27 protein-coding genes are annotated in these 24,610 nt (G+C 62.5%); 14 read left to right on the top strand and 13 right to left on the bottom strand.

Translation table 11 applies throughout. The annotated features are described in order from the left end of the window. Positions 1-17 precede the first annotated feature (17 nt). Positions 18-2,558 carry an ATP-binding protein gene (locus RA29_RS06690; RefSeq protein WP_039684282.1) on the bottom strand — a complete coding sequence of 847 codons (2,541 nt, stop codon included), beginning with the start codon at positions 2,556-2,558 and terminating at the stop codon, positions 18-20. A 45-nt stretch (positions 2,559-2,603) separates the two neighbouring features. Next, positions 2,604-3,092: a molybdopterin-dependent oxidoreductase gene (locus RA29_RS06685; RefSeq protein ID WP_039684280.1), complete on the bottom strand. Its 489-nt coding sequence runs from the start codon at positions 3,090-3,092 to the stop codon at positions 2,604-2,606. 151 nt (positions 3,093-3,243) lie between these two features. Between RA29_RS06685 and RA29_RS06680 the strand changes: the two genes are divergently transcribed. The 3 genes from RA29_RS06680 to RA29_RS06670 all read left to right on the top strand — a co-directional run bounded on the left by RA29_RS06680 (position 3,244) and on the right by RA29_RS06670 (position 5,745). Then, entirely contained in the window at positions 3,244-3,861 is a 618-nt protein-coding gene (locus RA29_RS06680) for a response regulator transcription factor (RefSeq protein ID WP_039684278.1), read from the top strand. 59 nt (positions 3,862-3,920) lie between these two features. Next, positions 3,921-4,289, top strand: coding sequence for a hypothetical protein (locus RA29_RS06675; RefSeq protein WP_052249511.1), 369 nt, complete (start codon positions 3,921-3,923; stop codon positions 4,287-4,289). Between the two features lie 70 nt (positions 4,290-4,359). Next, a complete protein-coding gene (locus tag RA29_RS06670) occupies positions 4,360-5,745 on the top strand; it encodes a PepSY domain-containing protein (RefSeq protein WP_039684277.1) in 1,386 nt (461 codons plus the stop codon). A 212-nt stretch (positions 5,746-5,957) separates the two neighbouring features. Here RA29_RS06670 and RA29_RS06665 read toward each other — a convergent pair whose 3' ends face one another. From RA29_RS06665 to RA29_RS06650, 4 genes are read right to left on the bottom strand one after another with little or no spacing between them, the layout of a single operon-like run. Next, complete coding sequence (locus tag RA29_RS06665) at positions 5,958-6,908, bottom strand: D-glycerate dehydrogenase (RefSeq protein ID WP_039684275.1); 951 nt, start codon at positions 6,906-6,908, stop codon at positions 5,958-5,960. Beyond that, positions 6,908-7,246: a tRNA-binding protein gene (locus RA29_RS06660; protein WP_039684273.1), complete on the bottom strand. Its 339-nt coding sequence runs from the start codon at positions 7,244-7,246 to the stop codon at positions 6,908-6,910. The genes RA29_RS06665 and RA29_RS06660 overlap by 1 nt, the downstream gene beginning before the upstream one ends. Continuing rightward, positions 7,239-8,051 (bottom strand): pyrroline-5-carboxylate reductase, encoded by an 813-nt coding sequence (gene proC, locus RA29_RS06655; RefSeq protein ID WP_039684271.1) that lies wholly within the window; start codon positions 8,049-8,051, stop codon positions 7,239-7,241. Before proC ends, RA29_RS06660 begins: the two co-directional genes overlap by 8 nt. A gap of 30 nt (positions 8,052-8,081) precedes the next feature. After that, a complete protein-coding gene (locus tag RA29_RS06650) occupies positions 8,082-8,582 on the bottom strand; it encodes a YbjN domain-containing protein (RefSeq protein WP_039684269.1) in 501 nt (166 codons plus the stop codon). Between the two features lie 356 nt (positions 8,583-8,938). Between RA29_RS06650 and RA29_RS06645 the strand changes: the two genes are divergently transcribed. Next, complete coding sequence (locus tag RA29_RS06645) at positions 8,939-9,418, top strand: hypothetical protein (protein ID WP_039684267.1); 480 nt, start codon at positions 8,939-8,941, stop codon at positions 9,416-9,418. A gap of 24 nt (positions 9,419-9,442) precedes the next feature. Here the strand turns inward: RA29_RS06645 and RA29_RS06640 are convergent, their stop codons facing one another. After that, complete coding sequence (locus RA29_RS06640) at positions 9,443-10,813, bottom strand: GntP family permease (RefSeq protein WP_039684265.1); 1,371 nt, start codon at positions 10,811-10,813, stop codon at positions 9,443-9,445. Between the two features lie 547 nt (positions 10,814-11,360). Beyond that, positions 11,361-11,600: an accessory factor UbiK family protein gene (locus RA29_RS06635; protein ID WP_039684264.1), complete on the bottom strand. Its 240-nt coding sequence runs from the start codon at positions 11,598-11,600 to the stop codon at positions 11,361-11,363. Between the two features lie 96 nt (positions 11,601-11,696). On the opposite strand from RA29_RS06635, the gene lgt reads away from it, so the two are divergent. The 4 genes from lgt to RA29_RS06615 all read left to right on the top strand — a co-directional run bounded on the left by lgt (position 11,697) and on the right by RA29_RS06615 (position 15,741). After that, positions 11,697-12,593: a prolipoprotein diacylglyceryl transferase gene (gene lgt, locus RA29_RS06630; protein WP_039684262.1), complete on the top strand. Its 897-nt coding sequence runs from the start codon at positions 11,697-11,699 to the stop codon at positions 12,591-12,593. Further along, positions 12,590-13,651, top strand: a complete 1,062-nt coding sequence (locus RA29_RS06625; RefSeq protein WP_039684259.1) for an SAM-dependent methyltransferase — start codon at positions 12,590-12,592, stop codon at positions 13,649-13,651. The genes lgt and RA29_RS06625 overlap by 4 nt, the downstream gene beginning before the upstream one ends. Beyond that, on the top strand, positions 13,648-14,403 hold the full coding sequence (pgeF, locus tag RA29_RS06620) for a peptidoglycan editing factor PgeF (RefSeq protein ID WP_039684258.1): 756 nt from the start codon (positions 13,648-13,650) through the stop codon (positions 14,401-14,403). The genes RA29_RS06625 and pgeF overlap by 4 nt, the downstream gene beginning before the upstream one ends. Before the next feature lie 591 nt (positions 14,404-14,994). Further along, positions 14,995-15,741 (top strand): Hint domain-containing protein, encoded by a 747-nt coding sequence (locus tag RA29_RS06615; RefSeq protein ID WP_241462562.1) that lies wholly within the window; start codon positions 14,995-14,997, stop codon positions 15,739-15,741. On the opposite strand, the gene RA29_RS06610 is transcribed toward RA29_RS06615, so the two are convergent. Then, positions 15,738-16,238, bottom strand: coding sequence for an Lrp/AsnC family transcriptional regulator (locus RA29_RS06610; protein ID WP_039684255.1), 501 nt, complete (start codon positions 16,236-16,238; stop codon positions 15,738-15,740). The genes RA29_RS06615 and RA29_RS06610 overlap by 4 nt on opposite strands. A gap of 190 nt (positions 16,239-16,428) precedes the next feature. On the opposite strand from RA29_RS06610, the gene trxB reads away from it, so the two are divergent. The 3 genes from trxB (at position 16,429) to RA29_RS06595 (ending at position 21,440) form a co-directional block, all read left to right on the top strand. Beyond that, positions 16,429-17,394: a thioredoxin-disulfide reductase gene (trxB, locus tag RA29_RS06605; RefSeq protein WP_039684253.1), complete on the top strand. Its 966-nt coding sequence runs from the start codon at positions 16,429-16,431 to the stop codon at positions 17,392-17,394. A gap of 131 nt (positions 17,395-17,525) precedes the next feature. Then, positions 17,526-19,235 carry an adenylate/guanylate cyclase domain-containing protein gene (locus RA29_RS06600; RefSeq protein WP_082029460.1) on the top strand — a complete coding sequence of 570 codons (1,710 nt, stop codon included), beginning with the start codon at positions 17,526-17,528 and terminating at the stop codon, positions 19,233-19,235. Between the two features lie 129 nt (positions 19,236-19,364). Next, a complete protein-coding gene (locus RA29_RS06595) occupies positions 19,365-21,440 on the top strand; it encodes a bifunctional sulfate adenylyltransferase/adenylylsulfate kinase (protein ID WP_039684528.1) in 2,076 nt (691 codons plus the stop codon). A gap of 48 nt (positions 21,441-21,488) precedes the next feature. Here RA29_RS06595 and RA29_RS06590 read toward each other — a convergent pair whose 3' ends face one another. Further along, positions 21,489-22,358, bottom strand: a complete 870-nt coding sequence (locus RA29_RS06590) for a PhzF family phenazine biosynthesis protein (RefSeq protein WP_039684526.1) — start codon at positions 22,356-22,358, stop codon at positions 21,489-21,491. Positions 22,359-22,541: 183 nt separating this feature from the next. On the opposite strand from RA29_RS06590, the gene RA29_RS06585 reads away from it, so the two are divergent. Both RA29_RS06585 and RA29_RS23760 read left to right on the top strand, forming a co-directional pair. Continuing rightward, positions 22,542-22,871 carry a hypothetical protein gene (locus tag RA29_RS06585; protein WP_241462561.1) on the top strand — a complete coding sequence of 110 codons (330 nt, stop codon included), beginning with the start codon at positions 22,542-22,544 and terminating at the stop codon, positions 22,869-22,871. A 24-nt stretch (positions 22,872-22,895) separates the two neighbouring features. Beyond that, positions 22,896-23,018, top strand: coding sequence for a hypothetical protein (locus tag RA29_RS23760; protein WP_275041503.1), 123 nt, complete (start codon positions 22,896-22,898; stop codon positions 23,016-23,018). A gap of 84 nt (positions 23,019-23,102) precedes the next feature. On the opposite strand, the gene RA29_RS06580 is transcribed toward RA29_RS23760, so the two are convergent. Both RA29_RS06580 and RA29_RS06575 read right to left on the bottom strand, forming a co-directional pair. Next, on the bottom strand, positions 23,103-23,327 hold the full coding sequence (locus tag RA29_RS06580) for a DUF1150 family protein (protein WP_039684249.1): 225 nt from the start codon (positions 23,325-23,327) through the stop codon (positions 23,103-23,105). 3 nt (positions 23,328-23,330) lie between these two features. After that, complete coding sequence (locus RA29_RS06575) at positions 23,331-23,741, bottom strand: Hsp20 family protein (protein WP_039684247.1); 411 nt, start codon at positions 23,739-23,741, stop codon at positions 23,331-23,333. Between the two features lie 157 nt (positions 23,742-23,898). Here RA29_RS06575 and RA29_RS06570 point away from each other — a divergent pair, with 157 nt between their 5' ends. After that, complete coding sequence (locus RA29_RS06570; RefSeq protein ID WP_039684245.1) at positions 23,899-24,123, top strand: DUF465 domain-containing protein; 225 nt, start codon at positions 23,899-23,901, stop codon at positions 24,121-24,123. Here the strand turns inward: RA29_RS06570 and RA29_RS21770 are convergent, their stop codons facing one another. Beyond that, a complete protein-coding gene (locus RA29_RS21770) occupies positions 24,124-24,483 on the bottom strand; it encodes a hypothetical protein (protein WP_052249510.1) in 360 nt (119 codons plus the stop codon). Positions 24,484-24,610 lie beyond the last annotated feature (127 nt).

The following is a 24,610-nucleotide window of genomic DNA, read 5'->3' as shown; positions in this document are numbered from 1 at the left end:
CAGAACGCAAAGTCCGGCTAGGTATCCGCCGCAGTCTCGGCCTGTGCCACGCGCCGATCAAAGGCACGGCGCGCGGCCTCGGCGGTTTCGCGCAACGCGGCAAGGCAAGCGGTATGCGCTGTCATGTCACCAACCTCTGCACGCGCTTCGACCGCGGCCAACCTCGCCTCGACCTGAACCAACCCAAGCAAGGCAGCAGCACCGGTCAGCTTGTGCGCCGCATCCCGCAGTGCGCGCAAATCACTTGCGTCCTCGACCGCATCGGCCCCTTCGACAAATACATGCAGTTCGTCAAAAAAGCGGTGCCCGGTCTGCCGCACCTTCTCAAACCCCAGAACGTCGATCAGTTCGGACAGCACATCGTCACATTGATCATCCTGCGCCGCGCCCTGCACATCGCCTTCGACATCCGAGAAAATGGTGCGCAAGGCATCCAGACGGATCGGCTTGGTGTGAAACCGGTTCATGCCCGCCCGTTCCGCCGTTTCGCGGTACTCTTCGCGCCCATGGGCGGTCAGGCCGACAATCTGCGTGTCGGCATTGGGTCCGTCCCCCTTGCGCAGCGCGCGCGTCGCCTTGATGCCGTCCATCACGGGCATGCTGATGTCCATGATGATCAGATCAAACCGATCCAGGGCTGCCTTCCGCAAACAGTCTTCGCCATTCACTGCCTCGGTCACGCGGTGCCCCATGCGCTCAAGCATATCGCGCAAGACCCGGCGATTGATGTCGTTGTCTTCTGCCACAAGGACCGAACACGTGTGGGCCTTAGTCGCGCTCGTGGTTTGGGCCTCCCGGTCTGTCACCGATTTTCTGTCACACCGATCCAGCGGCAGGACGAGTGTAAAGACGGACCCACGCCCCTGTTCGCTTTCCAGCCGGATGTCGCCGCCCATCTCGCGCGCAATCCGGCGCGCGATCGACAGGCCCAGACCGTCGCCCCGCCGCTGACGTCCTACCCCCTGCGCCAAGGCGACAAAGTCCTCGAACACATGCTCCTGATCATCGGGCGCGATGCCCGCACCGGTGTCGCTGACCGCAAACCGGACCGAGGTTTTCTCGGGTCCATGAATGCCGGTGACCGACACCTTGACCTCGCCCGTGTCGGTGAACTTGATGGCGTTCCCGATCAGGTTGGTCAGGATTTGACGGATGCGGTTGTTGTCGCCATGAAAGCGCATCCGCATCGCCTCGGCCACATCCAGCGACAGGGACAGGTTCTTTTCCCGCGCCAACGGGTCCAGCACGTCGATTAGGCTCGTCATGAGCTGGGGCAGATCGAAGTCCTGGGGGGAGAATTGCAGCGCGCCGCCCTCGATCCGCGTGATGTCTAGCGCCTCGTTCACATATTCCAGAAGGATCTCGCTCGACGCTGTGGCGATCTTGGCATAGCGCTCCTGCTGCGGTGTCAGCGCGGTTGTCTTCAGTAGGTCAAGCACACCGATGATCCCGTTCAGGGGTGTGCGGATCTCGTGGCTCATGATGGTCAGAAAGCGGGTCTTGGCCTTGTCCATGCTCTGGGCCCGGTCGCGCGCGTCGATCAGGATCTGTTCGCTGATCTTGCGCTCGCTGATGTCGCGCACATAGGCGATAAAGCTTTTCTGCCCGGCCACATCCGTTGTGGTGATGTTCAACTCGACTGGAAACTCCTCACCGCTTTTGCGCAGGGCCGACATCTCGAACCGGCCCGAATCGACGACATGGGGTTCGCTGGTCGCAAGATAGCGCTCCATGCCGTCACGATGCGCCTTGCGCATGCGGTGCGGGATGATGGTGTCCTCCATCCTCTGGCCCATGATCTCGCGGCGGCGCCAGCCAAAGACATCCTCGGCGGCCGCGTTGAAGCCGATGATGCGCCCCTCATCATCCGAGGTGACAATGGCATCAAGCGATGCCGCCACGGTCGAGGCCAGCTTGCGCGATGAGGTCAGAAGTTCGCGATCGCGCTGTGCGGCGCGGTCCAGCAGGCGAACAAGCAGCTGCAGCAGAATACCCATGAGAAACAGCAGCATGATGGCCACGCCACCGGTCCACAGCAGCTGCCGGGCAAATCCGGCCCGGCGGGCCTCACTCTGCTCCGCCCCCAAACGCACGCCCAGCACGGCGATACCGCGCACCTCCAGCCGCACATCCCGCAGCATCTGCTGAATGCGGCGCATATCGGCGTCCACCAACGGCCCGGGCTTGTCGAGCAAGGCAATCGTCGCGTTCGCAAAGGCATTGATCGGTGCGATCAACTGCGTGGCCTCCGCACTGTCGCCAAAAATCGCGGCGGCACGGCCCGAATTGACAATGTCGAGACGGCTCAACACGATATCGATGCGCAACTGCACCTCGTTCTCGGTCAGACCACCTTCGGCCAACTGCCGGGTCAGGATCGCGTTGAGATTGGCAAACTCGGTATCAAGCTGCGCGATGCTCCACTGCGTATTGTCACCGGCGGCGAGGGACAGGTTGCGCATCTGGGCCGCCAGGTTGGCAACCATCACGGCAAGCAGCAGCAAAAGCAGGCCAAAGCCCGCCGAAATCACAAGCCGATAGCGATTCAATCCGGTCATCACGCGCGCCCTCCCCCGTCAGGTCACACGACGCGCGGTGCAATTTCAATCCACAACCTTCAACCGGTTCAACTGCCAGATGCTCAGCGCATACTTGGTTTCGGTCCGGTACCGCCAGTTCCGGTCGTACGGATAAACAAGCCAGAACGGCCCCTTGTCGCGCACCGACATGTGTTCCCCGTTCATGCGCGTCGCGACAAGAGGCACGTCCTCTTCGAGCTCATCAAAGGGCATGGTCACCGCGTAATCGTTCAGCGCGATCATCTTGACGGTATTGCCCTGTGCCTCGACCGAATCAAGCAGCGCCTTCAACGGCACGCCCGAGAACCGCACCTTCCCATCGGTCCAGATTGTCGAGGTCGTGAACTCGGACTGAGGCAACGCATCAAGCTGGTCGAAACCGAACGTGATGGTATCCCCGTTGCCATCAGTCACCTGTAGCCCGAGCGCATCCTGTGCCATCACAGGAAGCACCCAGACCAGGAAAAAACAGAATAGAACGGCCAGCCTCCGTGAGTGGTGGGTCCGTGCCATGGTCGATCCTCTTTCATTCCCACGAAGCGACATAATCGTCTGGCCACGAATTGTTTGAGTGCAAAGGAGTAGCGACCTATACATAAGTATAAGAAGGCCGGTTTTCCGTTACGTTTCTTTATCACTCACAAAGACGACCAAAGAGCTAGAAATGCCACGCATTCTGATTGCCGATGATCACGACCTCGTGCGCGACACGATTGCCGCCTATCTCGAAACGGTCGACGGCTTCACCGTGCGCACCGCGTCGGATTTTGACGGTGCCCTGGCCGACATGCGCGGCCTTGATGTCGTTGATCTGGTGATCCTCGATTACAACATGCCGGGCATGAACGGGCTCGACGGTCTGGACCGTGCACGCAAGGCACATCCTACCAGCAAAGTGGTCCTCATGTCGGGCGTCGCGAACAAGGATGTGGCCAATGCCGCCATGGCCCAAGGGGCCGACGGGTTCATCCCCAAACGCCTCGCCGCCAAGTCCATGGTCAACGCCATCAAGTTCGTGCTGGCAGGCGAACGCTACTTCCCCGCCGACTTCGCCGAAGCAGAACAACCTGCCATGCCCTCCGGCAAATTCCGCGACCTGTCGGACCGCGAATTGCAAACGCTGGAACAGTTGTGCAGCGGCTTGTCGAACAAGGAAATCGCCCGTCACCTCGGCGTGCAGGAAGTCACCGTGAAACTGCATGTCAAAAACGTGCTGGCCAAGCTGAACGTCTCGAACCGAACGCAAGCCGCACTCTTGGCCAAGGAACACCACCTGTTCTAAGCCGTGGTGCGGCAATCGTCCGCTGTTGTGGCGGCCCAAATCTTGGTACGGCACACCCCATGCTGTGGCGTGCGCTCCATATCTGCAAATTCGGCCTGATCTGCGCCGTGATGGTTGCCCTCGCAACCATTGGCTTTGCCCATCGCACAGCGCCGCCCGCGACAGCATCCCCCGAACTGGCCGCCTATATCGCAGCAGGCGGGTCGCTCGCTGATCTCTGTGGCCCCTTCGATGGCAACAGCCCCGCACCCGTCCAGAAATGCGAGGCTTGCCGGATCACCGACACAGCAGGTTGGCCCAGCGGCCCCTGCACCGACCGGCCCGTCATGCTGGCCAAAATCTTTGCATTCAGCTTCATCGCCAAACGGCTGATCGAACGCCACGGCCTTGACGCCGCAAGGCTTGTCCGCGCCCCACCCCACGCCTGAACCCTGCAAAACCTATCCCTTCTTTGCCCGTGGTCCATCGACCACGGTCCTTCAGGCTTGGAGCCATTCAATGACCATGACACACACCGACGCGCAGCCCGAGGGCGGCGCAAACAAGATCTATTTCGCCGCCTGGCGCTGGCACTTCTATGCGGGCCTCGCCGTGATCCCCTTCCTGGCCATCCTCGCCTTCACCGGCATGATGATGCTTTGGATCGCCTGGATCGACGGCCGCGACGGCGAACGCACCGCCGTCATCCCCCAGGGCACAGCTCAGGCCGTATCCGCACAGGCAGAGGCCGCCGTCGCCGCCGTGCCAGGCGGCACCCTCAAGCAGTATGTTGCCCCCCGCCGCGATGATCTGGCCGCCCTCTTCCGCGTCGATGCGGGTGGCGACGCCACGATGGTGGCCGTCGACCCCTACACCGCCCAAGTGATCGAAACCTTTCCCCGCCGCAGCGGTTGGTACGACTTTTTCGACAACATCCACAGCAACCTGATGCTGGGCGTCACCGGCGACCGCATCCTCGAAACGGCGGCCTCGCTCACGCTGATGCTGGTGGCGACGGGGCTCTACATGTGGTGGCCCCGCGACGCCGGCTGGCGGCGTGCGCTGATCCCCACACTTGGGGCAGGCCGCAGCCTCTGGAAGTCCCTGCACGGCGTCGTCGGTATCTGGATGTCGATCTTTCTGGTCTTCTTCCTGATCTCGGGCCTGTCCTGGGCCGGCATATGGGGCGGCAAGATCGTTCAGGCCTGGAGCCAGTTCCCAGCCGAGAAATGGGACAACGTCCCCCTCTCCGACGACACCCACGCCAGCATGAACCACGACCGGCGCGAAGTGCCATGGGCACTGGAACAGACGCCCATGCCCGCCTCTGGTAGTGACACGGGGATCACCGGCGTGACCGGCCCCGTCACCCTCGACAGCGTGGACACCCTCGCCCGCGCCATCGGCTTCGACGCGCGCTATCAGCTCAACTTGCCCAGCGGGGAAAGCGGCGTCTGGACCCTCAGCCGCGATTCTATGAGCAATGACAGCACCGCCCCCACGACCGACCGCACCGTCCATGTGGACCAGTACACCGGCAAGATCCTCGCCGATGTCCGGCACGAGGATTACTCACTCGCGGGCAAGGCCATGGCCGTGGGGATTGCGCTCCACATGGGAACGCTAGGGCTCTGGAGCGTGCTGGCCAACACCCTCGTGTGCCTGTCGGTTCTGTTTCTCTGCTTCAGTTCCGTGGTGCTGTGGTGGAAACGTCGGCCCAGCAAGGCCGGGCGCCTCGCCGCCCCGCCCATGCCACGCGAACTGCCGCTCTGGCAGGGCGCAGTTCTCGTGGGCCTCGCCGTCTGCATGGCCTTCCCGATGGCGGGTGTTGCCCTGCTGACAGTGCTGGCGCTCGACACCCTGATCCTGTCACGCCTGCCCCGCCTGCGGCAAAGCCTGACCTGACTGAAACGGGCGCAGCGATGATCATCGCTGCGCCCGCGTTTTCGACCCTTGGGGCGACCAGCCGGTGCTGAGATGCAGCATGCGTTTTCGCTGGTTAAAATCCGGCAAATCCACCGCACGCCGCACAAGCCGTTGATCCGGCCAGCGGACTCGAAACCGCTAAACAATTCGCAAATTCACCGAACAGCTTGTCCCCGCGGGGACAAATCCCCTCAAACCGCATTCGGCAAAGGTTTTCCGTCCAGAAACGCGGCCACATTCTCCACCGCCATCAACCCCATCGCCTCCCGCACCTCCAGCGCAGCGGTGCCCAGATGCGGCAGCAAAGTGACGTTATCCAAAGCCCGCAAAGCCTCCGGCACAGCAGGCTCATGCTCGTACACATCCAGCCCCGCACCCCCAATGCTCCGCGCTTCCAGCGCGGCAATCAAAGCCGCCTCATCAACCACATCCCCGCGCGCGATGTTCACAAGATGCGCGTGGCCCTGCATCGCGTTGAGCACGTCAGCATCAATCAAATGCCACGTGTCTGTCCCCGCGGGGACAGCAACCACCAGCACGTCGACCGCACCCGCCAGCTCGGTCAGCGACGCGATCCGTGTGGCGGGAAACTCCAGCGCCTTCTCGGACCGGCTGAAATAGGCAACCTCCATCCCGAACCCGAAATGACAGCGCCGCGCGATGGCCTGCCCGATGCGGCCCATCCCGACGATACCAACCCGCTTGCCCGTGACATGCAGCCCCAACATCTGCGTTGGATGCCAGCCCGGCCAATCCCCCGCCCGCACCAACCGCTCGCCTTCCACCGCGCGGCGGGCCGACATCAGGATCAGCATCATTCCGATGTCGGCTGTCGCATCTGTGACCGCACCCGGCGTGTTGCTGACAGCGACGCCTCTCGCTTTGGCTGCCGCTACGTCGATGTGATTGTAACCCACACCGAAATTCGCGAGCAGCTTACAGCGCGGGGTCGAAACATCAGCAAAGACCTCTGCTGAAAACAGATCGCCCAGCGTCGGAAGAACTGCGTCAAACTCCTTGAGAGAGCTGCGCAACTCATCACCGGTAAGGGGCAGCGTCTCCTGCCGAACCTCGACGTCGCACAGTCCGCGCGCCGCGTCGATTACCCTGTCCGGCAGGGGCCGTGTAATCCACAGCTTCATCAGTGCATCCGCCCGCCAACGGGCACGTCCTTGTCAGGTGTGGCCAGCACAATGTCACCGTTGTCATCCGGGAACCCTAGTACCAGAACTTCGGACATGAAGGGCCCGATCTGGCGGGGTGGGAAGTTGACCACGGCCATCACCTGACGACCGACGAGGCTGTCCGCATCGTAGTGTACAGTCACCTGCGCGGAGGTCTTGCGTTCGCCGATCTCGTCACCGAAATCGACCCACATCTTGAGGGCCGGTTTGCGGGCTTCGGGGAAGGGTTCGGCTTTGGTCACGCGACCTACGCGGATGTCGACCTTCAGGAAGTCGTCGAAGGATACTTCAGCCACGGGACAGCTCCTCGGACCGTTCATGTGCTGCTTTAACTGCGCGCGGTAATAGACTGGGAAATCCGGACTTTTTATCCATCAAAACCTCAAGCGCCGCCTGCGTTGTGCCGTTAGGGCTGGTCACGTTGACGCGCAGTTGGCCGGGGTCTTCATCCGCCTCCATGGCGAGGTGTCCGGCCCCTGCGACCGTGGCCTTGGCAAGCTGCATGGCGAGGTCTTCGGGCAGGCCCTGCGCCACGCCACCGGCGGCCAGGGTTTCGATCAAATGGAACACATAGGCGGGTCCCGAGCCGCTGACCCCGGTGACCGCATCCATCTGGTGCTCGCCGTCGAGGCGCACGACGTCGCCCACGGCGGACAGCAGCATCTCGGCCGTGTCGAGTGCGGCCTGTCCAGCGGCATTGGCGCAGATGGCCGTGATCCCGCGGCCCACGGCGGCGGGGGTGTTGGGCATGGCGCGGACGATGGGGGATGCGGCGCCAAATGCCTCTTCGAAGGCGGACAATGGCGTCCCCGCGGCGACGGAGATGAAGACCGTGTCGCCACCACCGAAGGCTGCGATGTCGGGCAGCGCGTCGCCCATCATCTGGGGTTTGACGGCGATCAAGATGACGGCAGGATTATTGGGCAATTCGGCGTTCACATGCACGCCAGAGCCGTGAACCCAAAGCGAAGGGGCTGGGTCCTGAACCCAGACTGAGCTTGCGGGCAAGCCCCGGTCAAGCCATCCGGCCAGCATCGCTGACCCCATCTTGCCACAGCCCAGAAGCACAAGGCCCCGGGCTGCGATTGTCGTATCTTGCATGGAAATCCCCCGCCGTTTCAGGGGCGCAGGTTAGGCGCGGCCATAGGCCTCCGCAATAGCGACCTGCATCGCGTCCTTGGGTGTCCGCTCCCCCCAGACCAGCAACTGCAGCGCGGGGTAGTAGCGTTCCGCACTCATCACGGCGGCGCCGATCATGGTGTCGATCTGTTCGGCGCTGGCCATCTGGCCGCCCGACAGCACGAGGCCATAGCGATAGACCATCAACTTTTGTTCGGCCCAGTAGGTGAACGCGCCCGCCCAGCACTGGTCGTTCACGTGGTTCAACAACTCGTAGAGACCGGCGAGTTTCTCTTCCGGCGGCTCCATCTCGAAGGTGCAGACCATGCGGAGCGTTTCGTCATAGCCCGACCAGGCGAGCGTGATGGAATAAGTGCGCCATTGTCCTTCGACGGCCATTGCGATCTGATCGTCGGCGATGCGGTCGAAGTCCCATTCGTGGTGCTCGGCCAGATGCTCGACGATGTCGATTGGATGAATCTCTTCTTCCAGGAACTGCTCGGAAAGTGCCATGGTGCCACCTCTTATTGCTGTAGCGCGGGGGGCTGGCAGCGCCCCAAGCGCTAGGTGCCTGCTCTGAGATCTCGGGGCGATCCCCCGTGCCTCTACCAAATATGGTGACGGCGGGGATTGCATCTGGCAACCCTTTATTTGGGGATAACCCCAATAAGTTGGGGATATGGTGGTTTGATGAGCAAGATGGAGGATTGCGCCACCCTTGGGGATTGAAACTGTTGGGTGATGACCCTGCCGGACAGAAAAGACGCTGCGGCACAGTCATGGAGACTGGCAAGAGCTGGGGCCCGGATGCTTGCGACGGGCCGTTCTGCACCTAACATATGAGATCGGATTTAGCCGATGGAGAACGCATGATCTGGCTCGAAGGGTTGAGTTATCTGGTGACCATTCTTGGCTTTCCCGCCGCCATATATGTGATCGTCCGGGAAGAACGGCTGAGACGCGCCAACGAAATCAGCGAATTGCATCGCAGTCTTTCCCAGGAATATGACGGCTTTCTTCGGATGGTAATGGACAACGCCGATCTGCTGCTGATGAGCCGCGCCTGCCTGCCGGAACCCGTCTCTGAAGAGCAGCGAGAGCGTATCGAGATCATCTACCGCATGCTGCTGTCGCTGTTTGAGAAGGCGTTTATCATACTGCACTCGGATGACATGGACGGGGATGCGCAACGCCGTTGGTCGTCGTGGGAAGATGACATGATGGAGTGGTGTTCGCGCGAGGATTTCCGGCGTCTTCTGACCAAGCTGCTGGACGGCGAGGACCCGCAATTCCGCGCCTATATTCTGCACCTTGGCCAGAGATGCGCCGAGAAGGCGGCGCAGGCCTGAAGTGGTCGTGTTGAGAGCGCCCCGCTAGAACGTGCCCAAAAAGGTTGCGACCGCGAGTGTCGCCAGCAGGGCGACGACGGGGATTGCGACGGCCACCACGAAAATCGGGCCGTATGCCTCGCGGTGTGTCAGCTTGGCGATGCCCAGCAGGGTCACGACTGCGCCGTTGTGGGGCAGTGCATCGAGCCCACCGGTCGCCAGTGCCACGATGCGGTGGAGTGCTGCCGGGTCGACGCCCTGCGCTTGCGCGGCCTGCAGGTAGCTGGGGCCGAGCGTGTCGAGCGCGATCGACATGCCGCCCGAGGCCGATCCGGTCAGACCCGCCAAGAGGCTGGCCGAGGCCGCGAGGCTGGGCAGCACGCCGCCCGGCATGTCCGTGATGGCCGCACTGAGGGCTGCGAATGCGGGCAGACCGGCGACTACCGAGCCGAAGCCAACGAGCGCTGCGGTGTTGAAGAGCGGCAGAAGGGCCGCTTGTGAGCCGTCGCTGAGGGCTGCGCGCGGGGCGTCGAGCCTGTGCCATGTCAGCGCCAGAAGCATGACGATGGCCAGGCTGAGCGCGCCGATCAGGGCCCACATGCCAATCACCTGATCGGGGGTTACCCCGCCCCATTCGGGGGCCGCGAGGTAGCCGAGATCAAGCCCGGGCAGCAGGTGCCGCGACAGGATCCAGTTGGCCGCGAAGACCGTGAAGATCGGCAGGATCGCCACCCAGAGTGTTGGCCGCCCCCCGTCCGGTTGGGTGCGTGCCCCGAGTGCTGCGACCGGCACTGCAAAACCCGGTCTCCGGGCCATGGTCGAGAGATAGGTCAGCCCGCCGAGCGCCATGATGGTCCCTGCGATCACGCCGAGGCCCGGTGCCGCGAAGGCTGTCGTGCCGAAGTAGGGCATGGGAATTGCATTCTGGATGGCAGGGGAGCCGGGCAGCGCGCTCATCGTGAAGGTGAAGGACCCGAGGGCGATGGCGGCGGGGATCAAACGCTCGGACATGTTGGCCTGCCGGAAAAGTGCTGTGGCGAGCGGGTAGACCGCAAAGGCAACCACGAAGAGTGACACGCCGCCATAGGTCAGTACCGCGCAGGACAGGACCACGGCCAGAAGGGCGCGCCCGGAGCCGAGCCGCGTGACGATCCACTGGGCCAGGGTTGCGGCGGCGCCGGTAGCCTCCATCACCTTGCCGAAGACGGCGCCGAGGACGAAGAGCGGCATGAAGGCGATCACGAAGCCGCCTGCGGCGGGCATGAACCGCTGGGTGAGTGTCGCGAGAAGCGGGTCCGTGGCGAGGCCTGCGGCGAGGAGTGCGGTGAGCGGGGCGACCAAGAGGATCGGCCAGCCGCGGTAGACCAGCCAAATCAGCAGTGTCAGCGGGAGAACGAGGGTGGCGAGGATCGTCATGCCCGCAAGATAGGGGCTGCGACACGTGGGCGGAGCGGCGCATTATGCCGCAGCGCAGCGAGCATGTCAGAGCTTGGCGCAGTTGGCGAAGCTTTCGCTTTCGAGTAAGTCACTGAAATCAAATGCGCAGACGTCAGCGAGTTGCAAAACGCAGTTCAGCGCCGCCGTCTCGACCCGGCTGCGGTCGTAGTCGTCGTCGCAGCGGTATTGGGTGGACCATTCGCTTCACCGGATGTCAAAGACGGTGCGGTCGTCGCTTTGTCGGTAGAAATCGCCGCACGCGCCGTCCGTGGGCACGATGTAGCGGCCGTTGATGACGATCATTTCGGCCACCGCGGTTGTAGCGACGAGGGAGGTGGTTCTGAGGAGGATGTCCGGTCCGTTTCCGGCGCGATTGCGTGTGTCTTGGGGCGGAGCCTATCACAGTTTGCCACCATCAAGGGCTAGGACCGTGGTGGCAGCGAATACTTGCGGGTCTTCAGTAGTGTAACACCAACAAGAAAGCCCGGGCTAAGCCGGGCTTTTCAACAGCGCAGACAGTCAGGCGTTACTTGCCTTCCAGCGCTTCGATCCGGGCCTTGAGCGCTTCGTTTTCCTCGCGCGCCTTTTGGGCCATCGCGCGGACGGCATCGAATTCCTCGCGCGTGACGAAGTCGCGGTCGGCCAGCCAGCGGTCCATCATAGACTTCATTGCCGTCTCCGCCTCTTCCCGGGCACCCTGGGCCACGCCCATCGCATTGGTCATCAATTGCGAGATGTCGTCAAAAATCTTGCCGCGTGCCTGCATGATGTCGTGATCCTTTCGAAGCTGTCCCCTATATGGGCACCAAAGAGAGGCGGGGCAAGGTTGACCTGCCCCGGCAGCAGAGGCATTCAGACGCAGATGACAGGCGCCCTACCCTTTCCCGATATCTCGCCCGAGATCTTTTCGATCTCGATTTTCGGCTTTGAGCTGGCGCTGCGCTGGTACGCGCTGGCCTATATCGTCGGCATCATCATCGGCTGGCGGATGGTGGTCATGGCGCTGAAGGCCCCGCGCCTTTGGCCCGGCAACACAGCCCCTCTGACCCCGGGCCAGACCGAGGACATGCTGACCTGGATCATTCTGGGCGTCCTCTTGGGCGGGCGGATCGGCTATGTGCTGTTCTACCAGCCGGGGGCCTATCTGGATGATCCCCTATCCATCATCGCGATCTGGGAAGGCGGCATGTCCTTCCATGGTGGCATGCTGGGGGTGATCCTGGCCTTTTGGCTCTATTCCCGGCGTCACAAACTGCCGCTGATGAGCACCGCAGATGCCGTCGCGCTGGGTGTGCCGCCGGGCCTGCTGTTGGGCCGGTTTGCGAACTTTATCAACGCCGAATTGTGGGGGCGTCCGACCGAGGTGCCATGGGGCGTGGTCTTTCCCGGACAGGCGGCGCAGTTCTGTCCGCAGGTCGTGGGTGCCTGTGCGCGCCATCCGTCGCAACTTTATGAAGCGTTTCTTGAGGGCTTTGTGCTGCTGGTCGTGCTGCTTTGGCTCGCGTGGCGGCGGGACGGGTTCAAGCGGCCCGGCTTCCTGACAGGCGTGTTCCTGCTCGGATATGGTGCCAGCCGCTTTGCGGTCGAGTTCGTGCGGCAGCCGGATGCGCAGTTCATCTCGGATGGCAATCCGCTGGGGCTGGCATGGCACATCAGCGGCTACGGCCTGACCATGGGACAAATCCTGTCGCTGCCGATGATCCTATTGGGCCTGTGGCTGATTGCCCGCGCGCGGCGACTGGCCACGGCCACCGCATGAGCCTGCGTGACCACCTGATCGCCCGGATCACGTCCCAAGGCCCCATCACCGTCGCCGATTTCATGGGGGAGGCACTGCTGCACCCCATATATGGCTACTACACCACGCGCGACCCGCTTGGGGCGGCGGGAGATTTCACCACCGCGCCCGAGATCAGCCAGATGTTTGGCGAGTTGGTGGGCCTTTCGCTGGCGCAAAGCTGGTTGGATCAGGGTGCGCCCAACCCCTTTACGCTGGCCGAGTTGGGACCCGGGCGCGGCACGCTGATGGCCGACATCGTGCGTGCAACCGCGCGTGTTCCGGGCTTTCACGCAGCGGCACGGATCATGCTGATCGAAGCGTCGCCCACCTTACGTGCGGCGCAGACCAGGGCTCTGGCCGCACACAGCATTGAGCATATCGACAGCACAGACGCCCTGCCGGATGCACCGCTGTGCCTAGTGGCAAACGAGTTCTTTGATGCGCTGCCTGTCCGCCAGTTCCAGCGTGACGGTGCGGGATGGCGCGAGCGGAACGTGGGCCTGCGAGATGGCGTGCTGTGCCTTGGCCTGTCGCCGGTCGGGCCGCAGGCAAGCCTGATGCACCGGCTGGATGACACCGAGGACGGGCACATTGTCGAAACCTGCCCCGCCGCATCGCCGATCTTGAAGGCAATCGGCGATCGAATCGCGTCTCATGGCGGTGCAGCCCTGATCATCGACTACGGCGATTGGCGGTCGCTGGGTGACACGATGCAGGCGTTGCGCAACCATGAACCGGTCGATCCATTGGCCGATCCAGGCAATGCGGATCTGACAGCCCATGTGGATTTCGAGGCGCTCTGCGCCGCCGCTGCCCCCGCCGCACATAGCCGTGTCACACCGCAGGGCATCTTCCTTGAGCGTTTGGGCATAACGGCGCGCGCGCAGGCATTGGCCGCGAAACTGGACGGTCCCGCATTGGAAGCGCATATCGCGGCACATCGGCGGTTGACGCACCCCGAGGAAATGGGAAACCTGTTCAAGGTTCTGGGGCTGTTCCCCGACCACGCTGCCCCGCCGCCCGGACTGGAACGATGACACTGGAAATCCTGACTGCCGACAGCCTTGCCCCGATCCGGCACGGCTTTTTCACCCGCAAGGGCGGCGCGTCGTCAGGTATTTTCGCAGGATTGAATTGCGGCATCGGCAGTTCGGACCAGACAGAGATCGTAGCCATCAACCGCGCCCGCGCCGCCGATGCGTTGGGGGTGACGCCCGAGATGCTGGCAGGGGTCCATCAGGTCCATTCAGGGGACGCAGTCACGGTGACGTCCGCGCCGGACCCGAAGCCCAAGGCGGATGGCATGGCCACGGCAACGCCGGGTCTCGCCCTGTCGATCCTGACGGCGGACTGCCAGCCAGTTCTGTTTGCCGACGCCGAGGCGCGTGTCATCGGCGCGGCCCATGCCGGTTGGAAGGGCGCACAGGCGGGCGTTCTGGAGGCGACGATCGACGCGATGGTTGATCTGGGTGCCGATCGCGGGTCCATTCATGCTGTCATTGGCCCCACCATCAGCCAACGCGCTTATGAGGTCGGGCCGGAGTTCTTTGAGATCTTTCTGGGTGAAGACCCCGAGAACACCCGTTTTTTTGCCGGTGGCGACGGGGACCGGATGCATTTCGACCTACCGGGTTACGGGTTGATGCGGCTGCGGGCCGCTGGCATCGCGTCCGCCGAGTGGACGCGGCACTGCACCTATTTTGATCCCGACAGGTTCTATTCCTACCGTCGGTCGGTGCACCAAAAGGACCCTGACTATGGGCGGTTGATGTCGGCCATCGTTCTATGATTGGGGCGCAATTGCGGCTTTAAGTGCCTTTACGTCGCCCCATTGTTTCCGTGCAGGCATCAATCGGCTGCTGGTGCTACTGAAAACAAGGGGGTTCGCACCGCCATATTTAAACCAGCGCATTAGGCCATTTTTCGTAAATTCCTGTGCTGTGGCCCCAAACCTGCCCGAAAGCTCCGGCATGCTGTCCGCAATGGGCGATCAGACCCACTTCTTTGAGCACAGGACAGACCATGACGAACCCACGCTTCATCACATCCGTGACCAATGCCGCACAAAAGGACGTGCCGCAGATGCCCTGGGCCCGAGGCACACGTCGGGCCACTATGATCGCGCGCCGGAAGACCGCTGCGGAGACACGCCAAAGCGCGTAACGCGAATCGAAATGTGGCAAACTCGCCCGTATGTTTTTGAACAATAGGGCGTAAGGCGCACCATTGGTGCGCCATTAGTGGTTTATGTCCTCCATACTTTGACAATTTGCGGCAATTTTGGGAGTTATTGTCCATCAATTAGACACATGGACATGTTCCGTCTGTCGTCGTCGGTGGGGGCCGATGCAGATGTGACCAGTATGACGAGGTTACATTCATGACGTCCCAAGCCGCAGTGCGCGTGCCCCGCGCGCCCTACGACCGACACGCAACGCCAATGGCCCGGCCCAAGACCCCCACCCTCCGCACCTATGAAGTGGCTGCCCTGCGTGCAGACGGCACGCGCAGCATCGCGACCTTCAAGGCCCCGGCGGCACCGCTATTTGAAGCCGCGTTTTCCGCCTTTGCCCGCGGCGTCGTGCTGTCGGGCCCTGAGGGCGGCATTGCCGTGGAAGACCTGCAACCCGGCGACTGGCTGAACACGTCAGCCGGTGAACCGGCGCAGGTGATGTGGATCGGATCGTCCAGCTTTGTGCCATCGGATACCGGCCGCCGTACGCCATTGATCCGTGTGATGGCCGACAGTTTTGGTATGAATCGGCCTGAATCGTTCCTGACCGTTGGTCCCGGAGCGCGGCTGTTGCAGACGCCGCCGCATCTGCGGGGGGCAACCGCTGGCGCGCAGTTGCTGACTCCAGCCGCCGCATTCGTGGACGGTGTAAATGTGATCGAGGTGGTGCCGCCGACCCCGATCCGTCTGTTCCACATCTGCCTGAGCCGCCATGCCGCCGTCGATGTCGGTGGGATCGAGGTTGAGACCTTCCATCCCGGCCTGCAGGCGATCCGTCAGGTGACGCACGCCCAGCGCGATCTGTTCCTGTCGATGTTCCCGCATATCGCACATGTCACGGATTTCGGCCCCCTCGCGCATCCGCGCGCGCCGGAGCCGGACACGGTGGCCTAGGCGGACTTTGCCAGCCGCTCTTCCAACACGTCAAACGGCACGCCGGGGGCATCCTTGGCCTGCCGGATCACGAGCGACGTCTTGACCGACGCCACGTTAGGGGTCGTCAGCAACTCGCCCGTCAGAAAGCTCTGGAAGCTCGACAGGTCGGGGGCCACGCATTTGAGGATGAAATCCACCTCGCCATTCAGCATGTGACACTCACGCACAAGCGGCCATGCGCGGCACTTGTCTTCGAAGGCGCTCAGGTCGGCCTCCGCCTGGCTGGCGAGGCCGACATTGGCGAACACCTGCACCTCGAATCCCAACTCGTGGCTGTCCACATCGGCGTGATAGCCGCGGATGTAGCCGCTTTCCTCAAGCGTACGCACCCGGCGCAAACAGGGCGGGGCAGAGATTCCCACGCGCTTGGCCAGCTCGACATTGGTCATGCGACCATCAGCCTGCAGTTCTGCCAGAATCTTACGATCAATCGGATCTAGTCGCGTGCTTGCCATCAGCGCCCCCTGAATTTGCAGTTGTTATAACAGCCTCGCAGGCACGCGCAATAAAGTTTCACAGGCGCGCAACATTCCGAAATCATGCCCATGCGTCAGGTGCAACCCGGCTGCCCAAATCACCGCTTCAAACCGCCTGCGCACCCGTCTATATCGGATAGGCTTTCATACACCAGACGGGGGTCGAAAAATGGCTGAGACGAAGTACACCAAAGTTCTGATCATCGGCTCCGGCCCTGCGGGGTACACGGCGGGCGTCTATGCCAGCCGCGCGATGCTGAACCCGATCCTCGTGCAAGGGATTGAACCCGGCGGCCAACTGACCACCACGACCGAGGTCGAGAACTGGCCCGGCGACACCGAGGTGCAGGGCCCCGACCTGATGATCCGGATGCAGGAGCACGCCAAGGCGATGGGCACCGAAATAATCGGCGACATCATCACATCCGTGGACTGGTCCAAGCGCCCCTTTGTCGCGCAATCTGACAGCGGCACGGAATACGTGGCCGACTCTGTGATCCTCGCCACCGGTGCGCGCGCTAAATGGCTCGGCCTGCCCAGCGAAGAAAAGTTCAAAGGCTTTGGCGTCTCGGCCTGTGCCACCTGCGACGGGTTCTTCTATCGCGGGCAAGAGATCGTGGTGATTGGCGGCGGCAACACGGCGGTGGAAGAGGCGCTCTTCCTGACCAACTTCGCCTCCAAGGTCACGCTCATCCACCGCCGCGACGAGTTGCGGGCCGAAAAAATCTTGCAAGACCGGCTGTTCAAGAACCCCAAGATCGAGCCGCTGTGGTTCAACCAGCTTGAGGAAGTCTATGGCACCGACAGCCCGCTGGGCGTCGAAGGGATCAAGGTGAAGAACGTCAAGACGGGCGAGATCACGGACATCCCGGCCAAGGGCGTCTTTGTCGCCATCGGCCACGCGCCCGCCAACGAGTTGGTCAAGGACACGCTGGAAACCCACATGGGCGGCTATGTTGTCACGAAACCCGACAGCACCGAAACCTCGATCCCCGGCGTCTTTGCCGCCGGCGACATCACCGACTGGCAATACCGGCAGGCGATCACATCGGCCGGCATGGGCTGTCAGGCCGCGCTCGAAGCCGAACGCTTCCTGGCTGAAAACGAAGAGAGCGCGGACCTCGCAGCAGAGTAGCGGTCCGTCTTCCCTGTTTCAAAAAAATCCCGGGGGAGTCGCGCAAGCGACGGGGGCTGGCCCCCTCCCCGGCTTGACCAGACGCGCCCGTCCCGCCACCCTGACTGAAACGCGAGCGGAGTAGGACAGGCATGGCGCACGCAATATGGCGCGGCTCTTGGGCAACGCGGGTCAGGATCGCAAGCGGCCTGATCCTGATGGTCTACCTGACGCTGCATATCCTGAACCTGGCTGCGGTCCTGATATCCCCTGCCGCCTATGATGCCGTGCAGTCCGCGCGGCTGGCCGTCATCCGGTCCGGTACAGGAACGGCTGTTATCGGTGTGGCACTGGCAGCCCATGTTCTACTGTCACTGGGCAAGGTCGTCGTGGCGCGGACCTTTCGCATGCCGCTGTCCCAATGGGCACAGGTCCTGCTGGGCCTGGCCATCCCGATCCTGCTGATCGACCACCTGATCTACACGCGCGGTGCACATGAGATGCTGGGCGTGAACACGATGTTCGGCTATGTCACGCGCCTGATCTGGGACACAGGCGACGGCTGGGGGCAAGCCGCCCTGCTGATCATCGCCTGGGTCCATGGCTGCATCGGGTTGCATATGTGGCTGCGCTTGACGGCCTGGTGGCGCAAGGCCGTGCCCTGGCTGATCGGCGTGGGTGTCGTTCTGCCTGTGCTGGCGCTTCTGGGTTTTGTGACATTTGCGAGGGTGATTGACGGGCTTTTGTCCAACCCGCGCGGCGAAGCGGTGGCACATGCCGCCTGGAACTGGCCAGATCCGGCGGGATTTGGACAACTGGCTGCGGCATCGGACCGTGCCAATATGGTCGTTTGGGCGGTGCTCGCCATTGCTGTGGCGGCCTTTTTGCTGCGCCGCGCCGTGGCCGCCATCGCCCGGCCCATTCGCATTCATTATGTCGACGGCCCCAGCGTGCGCGCCCCGCGCGGGCAGACAATACTCGAAACCTCGCAAAGCAGCGGTGTTGCTCACACGGCCCTGTGCGGCGGGCGTGGGCGCTGCACCACCTGCCGGGTGATAATCGAAGACGGGCTAGAAGACCTGCCGCCCCCGTCCGAGGCAGAGGCCCGCAGTCTTGCCGCCGTTGGCGCGCCACCGAATGCACGGCTGGCCTGTCAGGTGCGCCCGCGCAGCAGCGTGCGCGTGTTCCGCGTGTTTGACCGCGACGGGCAGCGCAGCCGGGCACACGCCAGCCAGGGCAAGGAGGCGCAGCTTGCTGTTCTTTTCCTGGATATGCGCGGTTTCACCGCCCGCACGGACGGTCAGTTGCCCTATGATGTTGTGCATCTGCTGAACCGTTTTTTCGACGAGATTGTGCCCCCCATCAATGCGGCGGGCGGCACTGTCGACAAGTATATGGGCGATGGTTTGATGGCTGTGTTCGAACTGCCCAGTGCGGCGGCCTCGGCCCGCGCGGCGCTGACGGCCATCGAAGGTATTGGGGCCGCTCTTGCAGATTTCAACGCACGGCTTGCACGCGAAGGCAGCGCGCCGGTTGCGATCGGGATCGGCGTGCATCTTGGCAACGTCGTGCTGGGCGAGATTGGCGCAGCCGGACAGGCACCCCGGACCCTGATCGGGGATACGGTCAACATAGCTTCCCGGCTGGAAAGTGAAACCAAAGGGCGCGGGGCACAGGCGCTTGTGTCGATCGACGCGCTGCACGCTGCGGGCCTGACCCCCCCGGACGACGCGATGGTATCGCTTTCCTTGCGCGGGCGCGAAGCACCATTGGACGCCTTGCTGGTCAAGGATCTGACCGACATGACACATACCCGGCAGCGCGATGCAAAAGCCTCGGCAGAGGCCTCTGCTCCGGCCTGATCCGGGGAGTGATGTGTTTACCACACTCAGAGGAATCCCGCCTGCGACAAAGTTTGTTCTTCCATGAACAAACTTTCGGTGACATATGTTCACCCGTGAACGCAAACCGAATCCCGTATCTGAATGCCCATGTCCGCCGCACCCAAACCCACCCCGGAAGCCGAAGACCAGCTCTTCCGTCTTCTGCGTCAGCTCGACGAGGCGCCGGGCGCGTCGCAGCGTGCCATGGCACAAGGCATTGGTGTGTCTCTGGGTCGTCTGAATGCCCTGTTGCGGCAGGCGACGGCGGCGGGGTTCGTGCGCGTTCAGGATGTGGACGCGCCGGACAAGCGGCAACGCTATTCCTATGCGCTCACAACCCGGGGGGCCGGAGAGAAAAACCGGCTCACCGATCAGTTCCTCACCCGCAAATTCGCGGAATATGATGCCCTTTTTGCCGAGTTGACCGGCACCACGTCCGGGTTAAACCCCCTGAAACACAGGACCAAATTGATGGAAAACAATCTCGCTCCGATCCCCGAGCTTTATGTCTCGTATGACAGCGCTCAGAAGCTGAAGATGGAAGCGGCCGAGCTGGTCAGCTGGGATCTGACCCCGCGCCAGATCTGTGACCTTGAGCTGCTGATGAACGGCGGCTTCAACCCGCTGAAAGGGTTCCTGACCGAAGCAGATTACAACAGCGTCGTGGACACGATGCGCACCACCGACGGTACCCTCTGGCCGATGCCCATCACACTGGACGTGAACGAGAAATTCGCGGAAAGCCTGGAGATCGGCCAGGACATCGCCCTGCGCGATCAGGAAGGCGTGATCCTCGCCACCATGACTGTCACCGACCGCTACACGCCCAACAAGGCGCATGAAGCGAAGATGGTGTTTGGCGACGATGATAGTGCCCACCCTGCCGTCAACTACCTGCACAACACGGCTGGCGATATCTACCTGGGCGGGCCTGTGACCGGCATCCAACAGCCTGTGCACTATGATTTCCGTGCGCGCCGCGACACGCCGAACGAGCTGCGCAGCTACTTCCGCAAGATGGGTTGGCGCAAGGTCGTGGCCTTCCAGACCCGCAACCCGCTGCACCGTGCGCACCAGGAGCTGACCTTCCGCGCCGCGCGTGAAGCGCAAGCCAACCTGCTGATCCACCCCGTTGTGGGCATGACGAAGCCGGGCGACGTTGACCACTTCACCCGCGTGCGCTGCTACGAGGCGGTTCTGGACAAGTACCCGCAGGCCACAACCTCGATGTCGCTGCTGAACCTGGCGATGCGCATGGCGGGCCCGCGCGAGGCTGTTTGGCACGGCCTGATCCGCAAGAACCACGGCTGCACGCACTTCATTGTTGGCCGCGACCACGCAGGCCCCGGCAAGAACTCCGCAGGTGAGGATTTCTATGGCCCCTATGACGCGCAGGACCTGTTCCGCGAGCATCAGGAAGAAATGGGCATCGAAATGGTCGACTTTAAGCACATGGTCTATGTGCAAGAGCGCGCCCAGTACGAGCCCGCGGACGAGATCGAGGACAAGGATAACGTCACGATCCTGAACATCTCAGGCACAGAGTTGCGTCGCCGTCTGGCCGAAGGTCTTGAGATCCCCGAGTGGTTCTCGTTCCCCGAGGTTGTGACCGAGCTGCGCCGCACCAAGCCGCCGCGCTCGAAGCAAGGCTTTACCGTATTCTTCACCGGCTTCTCCGGCTCGGGCAAGTCCACCATCGCAAATGCGCTGATGGTCAAGCTGATGGAGATGGGTGGCCGTCCCGTGACGCTGCTGGATGGTGACATCGTGCGGAAGAACCTGTCTTCGGAACTGGGCTTCTCGAAAGAGCACCGCGACCTGAACATCCGCCGCATCGGCTACGTTGCCTCCGAAATCACCAAGAACGGCGGCATCGCGATCTGTGCGCCCATCGCGCCCTATGCGACCACCCGTCGGGCTGTGCGCGAGGACATCGAAGCCTTTGGTGCCTTTGTCGAAGTGCACGTGGCCACCTCGATCGAGGAATGCGAGCGTCGCGACCGCAAAGGTCTCTACAAGCTGGCGCGCGAAGGCAAGATCAAGGAGTTCACAGGCATCTCCGACCCCTACGACGTGCCTGAGAGCCCTGAGCTGAGCGTCGAGACCGAGAATGTGGATGTGGACAATTGCGCCCACCAGGTTCTGCTGAAGCTGGAAAGCATGGGTCTGATCGCCGCGCAATAAGCCAGGACGATACCCCAATCGTAAGGCGCACCTTTTGGTGCGTCTTTTTCATAGGTGCAGCGTACCGCTCATCAGTACATGCGCCTGCCCTTCGACCATCACACCGGTGATGGCGTCGCGCGGCCCCAGCACCTCGACACTTGCCTGACCGGGGCGGCCCAAACCGTGCCCCTGCTCGGCCACGAAGGTTGGGCTGTCGATCAACCCTTCGGACCAGAGATAAGCAGCCATCGCACCGGTGGCGGAGCCTGTGAACGGATCCTCGGCTGGGCTCGGCGGTGCCATGAGCAGACGGGCGAAGGTGTCGCCCGCTGATGTTGCGCCCCCAAGCGTACACCAGAACGGTTCCATCACATCTGTGCCGTGCACGCCCAGCGCATCAAGGTAAGCGCGAAAGGCATCCATGTCGAAACGAACGCTGTCCAACGTCGCCCGGTCCCTTAGGACGGTGATGGTGAACGGCAAGCCGGTTGAGGATACGCGGGGCGGGTGGATGATGTCGCCGGCGGTCAGCCCACCGACCGAAGCGACCAGCCCGGGATCGGGGCGCGCCCCAAAGGTCGGTGCCACTTGGGTCATACGAACGGATGTCCCGGAAACCTCGACCGGGACAATGCCAGCACCTGTTTCCAGGGTGAGTGGGCCGTCCGCGATCAGGCCGCGATGCCGGAGCGCGGCCACGGTCGCAACAGTCGGATGACCCGCGAAGGGGATTTCGCGGCTGGCGAGGAAGTAGCGCACCCGGATGTCAGCGGTCTCCGATGGGCCGGTGAACGTGCATTCGACCAGCGACGTTTCGCGGACAAATGCCATACAGGTCTCGTCGTCCAGACGTGCCGCGTCGTGGACAACAGCACATCCGTTTCCGCCGAAGGCTCGGTCGGTGAAGGCATCAACCCAATCGACATCGAATTTCATCTTGCGGATTCCTTTGGTGTTTGGCGCCCCGGCTGTGCGCAACAGCGCATTGATGCGCGGCGTGGTCAAGGTGCCCCACCCTTGCGGCGTTCCGCTTGTCCTGCCCGCCGCCGTTGAACGGTCCCCTCTGACTGCCCACATCACGACCAACACAGTCGCGATCCCAAAATGGAGTTTCGTCAGATGCGTCTCGCCCTTCCGTCTCTTGTCCTTCTCCTGTCGGCTGCGCCGGTCCTGGCCGAGATCACGGCCATTGCAGACGTCCAGCGCAACCAGCCCGTCACTGTCGCAGGCACCATTGAGCGGTTCCATGATGAAGATGAGATCCGCTTGCGGGACGAGACAGGGTCGCTTCGCGTCTATATCGGTCCACAGCCCGTTGCCCTTTCGCTGGGCCAGTCGATTCAGGTGTCAGGCTTCATGGACGGGAACCTGATCCGCAATGAGCTATATGCCCGCGAGATTGTTTTGGAGGATGGCACCGTCATCACGGTTGAACGGCGCTACGAATGAGCGATCCGAGCGCGGGCAAGGCCGGTGGCCTCCGTCGTGCTTGTCATTGCGCTCGCGTTGATTGCCCGCGATGCACTGGCTGCGGGGATTGCCGTCTGTGGTGTGCTGGGTCTGGCGGTGTGGATGCTGGTTCAAGCGAACGGGTAGAGGCGCCAGCGTGCATCTGAGCTGGTTGCCTCCACCACGGACCATGGCCACCGTATCAGACCGGTGGCCACAATGCAGCGTCTCTTAGTGGAGAGGTTGCGGCGCGTAGTCGTGCTGCCGCGCAAGGGCAAAGGCCAGCTTGCGGTCGGCGACCAGCGCCAGTTGCTGCCCTTCGGCATCGTGCACGGCAAAGAGTTGGTCGAGACCTTCGGCCTGGTCCTGCACCTCTTGCGGCAGGGCGTCGACGTCGATGGCTTTGACATAGACCATCCGGCCCACATCGGCGTTCAAATCATAAGGTGTGTTCATGACTTATCCTTTCCGTATGTTGATCGTCTGGACGATTGTTTCGGGTTTGGCCCGCGTCAGATCGACGTGCAGCAGGCCATTCTCCATCACCGCCTCTCCGACCTCAACGCCGTCAGCGAGCACAAAGCTCCGTTGAAACTGGCGTGCCGCAATGCCGCGGTGCAAAAAGACACGTTCCTGCGTGTCGTCGGACTGGCGGCCGCGGATAACCAGTTGGCGGTCTTCCACGGTGATCGACAGGTCGTCCTCTCCGAACCCGGCGACGGCCAGGGTGATCCGGTAGGAATAGTCCGAGGTCTGCTCGATATTGAACGGCGGGTAGCCTTCGGCACTTTTGGCCGTGCGTTCCAGCAGCCGTTCAAGTTGCTCGAACCCCAGCATATGGGGGTAGGAGGCAAGGGTCATCTTCGTCATGCGACACGTCCTTTTGGTCAAGCGACAGTCTGTACCCGCCCCAAGAAGCGGCAGCGGATGTATCAAATATGGGCAGAAACCATGGCCTGAACAAGGTCTAGGCGTATCGCAGGGTTGCGATTATATTAAAGGCTCTGCAATTGCTTGGAATCGCGCCATGAATGCACCTTCGGACATCTCGATGAAAACGGACGAGGTGCTGCGCGTGGAGCTTGAGGTGTTCAAGCGCGAGCACCGGGACCTTGATGAAGCCATCCAGGCGCTCCAGGAAAAGGGCACGTCCGATCAGCTGACGATCCAGCGGCTGAAGAAGAAAAAGCTGATGCTGAAGGACAAGATCGCCATTATCGAGGATCGCCTGACCCCGGACATCATCGCCTGATCAGGCGGCCCCCGTCAGATCGCGCCAGGCATCTTCGTCCACCGTTTTCAGCCGGTCCAGCGCACGTTCCGCATCAGCCCGCAGTGTTTCGGCGCTGTTGTCCTTGACCTCTTCGATCTTGGCGACCAGCGCGTCGATGTCAGGCAACGGTGTTTTGGTCGCCTGCGACAGCGTCTGCAATGCGTCCAGAACTTTGCCCAGCTGCTTGCCGTAGCTGGCAACGTCGGTCTGGATCTTGGCCTCGATTTCCGGGCTGCCTGCGATGTCGGGCGACAGGATACGAGGCACGATTTCCTGGGTCACATCGCCGGAAAAGGGCGCGCGGAACATGGGTGCCCAGACGTCAAACGGGGTCATCATTGTCAAATCTCCTGTGCTGAATGCCACCAGCGTTGCCGCAGTGCAGCATCGTGTCAATGGAAACCCCTACGGTGCCCATTGCCCCGGAGGGCGATCTGGCTATAGTGCGCGCTTCATGACCTTGAGG

This window comes from Tateyamaria sp. ANG-S1 (assembly GCF_000814025.1).
In the GTDB taxonomy this organism is placed as follows: Bacteria; Pseudomonadota; Alphaproteobacteria; order Rhodobacterales; family Rhodobacteraceae; genus Tateyamaria.
This window is presented reverse-complemented; position numbering and strand designations above follow the sequence as displayed.

Excerpts from the sequence above, each read along its gene's own strand:
- RA29_RS06580 (WP_039684249.1), bottom strand. The coding sequence starts at position 23,327 with ATGAACACACCTTATGATTTGAACGCCGATGTGGGCCGGATGGTCTAT.
- RA29_RS06690 (WP_039684282.1), bottom strand. The coding sequence starts at position 2,558 with ATGACCGGATTGAATCGCTATCGGCTTGTGATTTCGGCGGGCTTTGGC.
- RA29_RS06645 (WP_039684267.1), top strand. The coding sequence starts at position 8,939 with ATGATCTGGCTCGAAGGGTTGAGTTATCTGGTGACCATTCTTGGCTTT.
- lgt (WP_039684262.1), top strand. The coding sequence starts at position 11,697 with ATGACAGGCGCCCTACCCTTTCCCGATATCTCGCCCGAGATCTTTTCG.
- pgeF (WP_039684258.1), top strand. The coding sequence starts at position 13,648 with ATGACACTGGAAATCCTGACTGCCGACAGCCTTGCCCCGATCCGGCAC.
- RA29_RS06585 (WP_241462561.1), top strand. The coding sequence starts at position 22,542 with ATGCGTCTCGCCCTTCCGTCTCTTGTCCTTCTCCTGTCGGCTGCGCCG.
- RA29_RS06665 (WP_039684275.1), bottom strand. The coding sequence starts at position 6,908 with ATGAAGCTGTGGATTACACGGCCCCTGCCGGACAGGGTAATCGACGCG.
- RA29_RS06625 (WP_039684259.1), top strand. The coding sequence starts at position 12,590 with ATGAGCCTGCGTGACCACCTGATCGCCCGGATCACGTCCCAAGGCCCC.
- RA29_RS06600 (WP_082029460.1), top strand. The coding sequence starts at position 17,526 with ATGGCGCACGCAATATGGCGCGGCTCTTGGGCAACGCGGGTCAGGATC.
- proC (WP_039684271.1), bottom strand. The coding sequence starts at position 8,051 with ATGCAAGATACGACAATCGCAGCCCGGGGCCTTGTGCTTCTGGGCTGT.
- RA29_RS06590 (WP_039684526.1), bottom strand. The coding sequence starts at position 22,358 with ATGAAATTCGATGTCGATTGGGTTGATGCCTTCACCGACCGAGCCTTC.
- trxB (WP_039684253.1), top strand. The coding sequence starts at position 16,429 with ATGGCTGAGACGAAGTACACCAAAGTTCTGATCATCGGCTCCGGCCCT.
- RA29_RS06575 (WP_039684247.1), bottom strand. The coding sequence starts at position 23,741 with ATGACGAAGATGACCCTTGCCTCCTACCCCCATATGCTGGGGTTCGAG.
- RA29_RS06650 (WP_039684269.1), bottom strand. The coding sequence starts at position 8,582 with ATGGCACTTTCCGAGCAGTTCCTGGAAGAAGAGATTCATCCAATCGAC.
- RA29_RS06685 (WP_039684280.1), bottom strand. The coding sequence starts at position 3,092 with ATGGCACGGACCCACCACTCACGGAGGCTGGCCGTTCTATTCTGTTTT.
- RA29_RS06670 (WP_039684277.1), top strand. The coding sequence starts at position 4,360 with ATGACCATGACACACACCGACGCGCAGCCCGAGGGCGGCGCAAACAAG.
- RA29_RS06570 (WP_039684245.1), top strand. The coding sequence starts at position 23,899 with ATGAATGCACCTTCGGACATCTCGATGAAAACGGACGAGGTGCTGCGC.
- RA29_RS06640 (WP_039684265.1), bottom strand. The coding sequence starts at position 10,813 with ATGACGATCCTCGCCACCCTCGTTCTCCCGCTGACACTGCTGATTTGG.
- RA29_RS06610 (WP_039684255.1), bottom strand. The coding sequence starts at position 16,238 with ATGGCAAGCACGCGACTAGATCCGATTGATCGTAAGATTCTGGCAGAA.
- RA29_RS06680 (WP_039684278.1), top strand. The coding sequence starts at position 3,244 with ATGCCACGCATTCTGATTGCCGATGATCACGACCTCGTGCGCGACACG.
- RA29_RS06675 (WP_052249511.1), top strand. The coding sequence starts at position 3,921 with ATGCTGTGGCGTGCGCTCCATATCTGCAAATTCGGCCTGATCTGCGCC.
- RA29_RS06595 (WP_039684528.1), top strand. The coding sequence starts at position 19,365 with ATGTCCGCCGCACCCAAACCCACCCCGGAAGCCGAAGACCAGCTCTTC.
- RA29_RS21770 (WP_052249510.1), bottom strand. The coding sequence starts at position 24,483 with ATGATGACCCCGTTTGACGTCTGGGCACCCATGTTCCGCGCGCCCTTT.
- RA29_RS06615 (WP_241462562.1), top strand. The coding sequence starts at position 14,995 with ATGACGTCCCAAGCCGCAGTGCGCGTGCCCCGCGCGCCCTACGACCGA.
- RA29_RS06635 (WP_039684264.1), bottom strand. The coding sequence starts at position 11,600 with ATGCAGGCACGCGGCAAGATTTTTGACGACATCTCGCAATTGATGACC.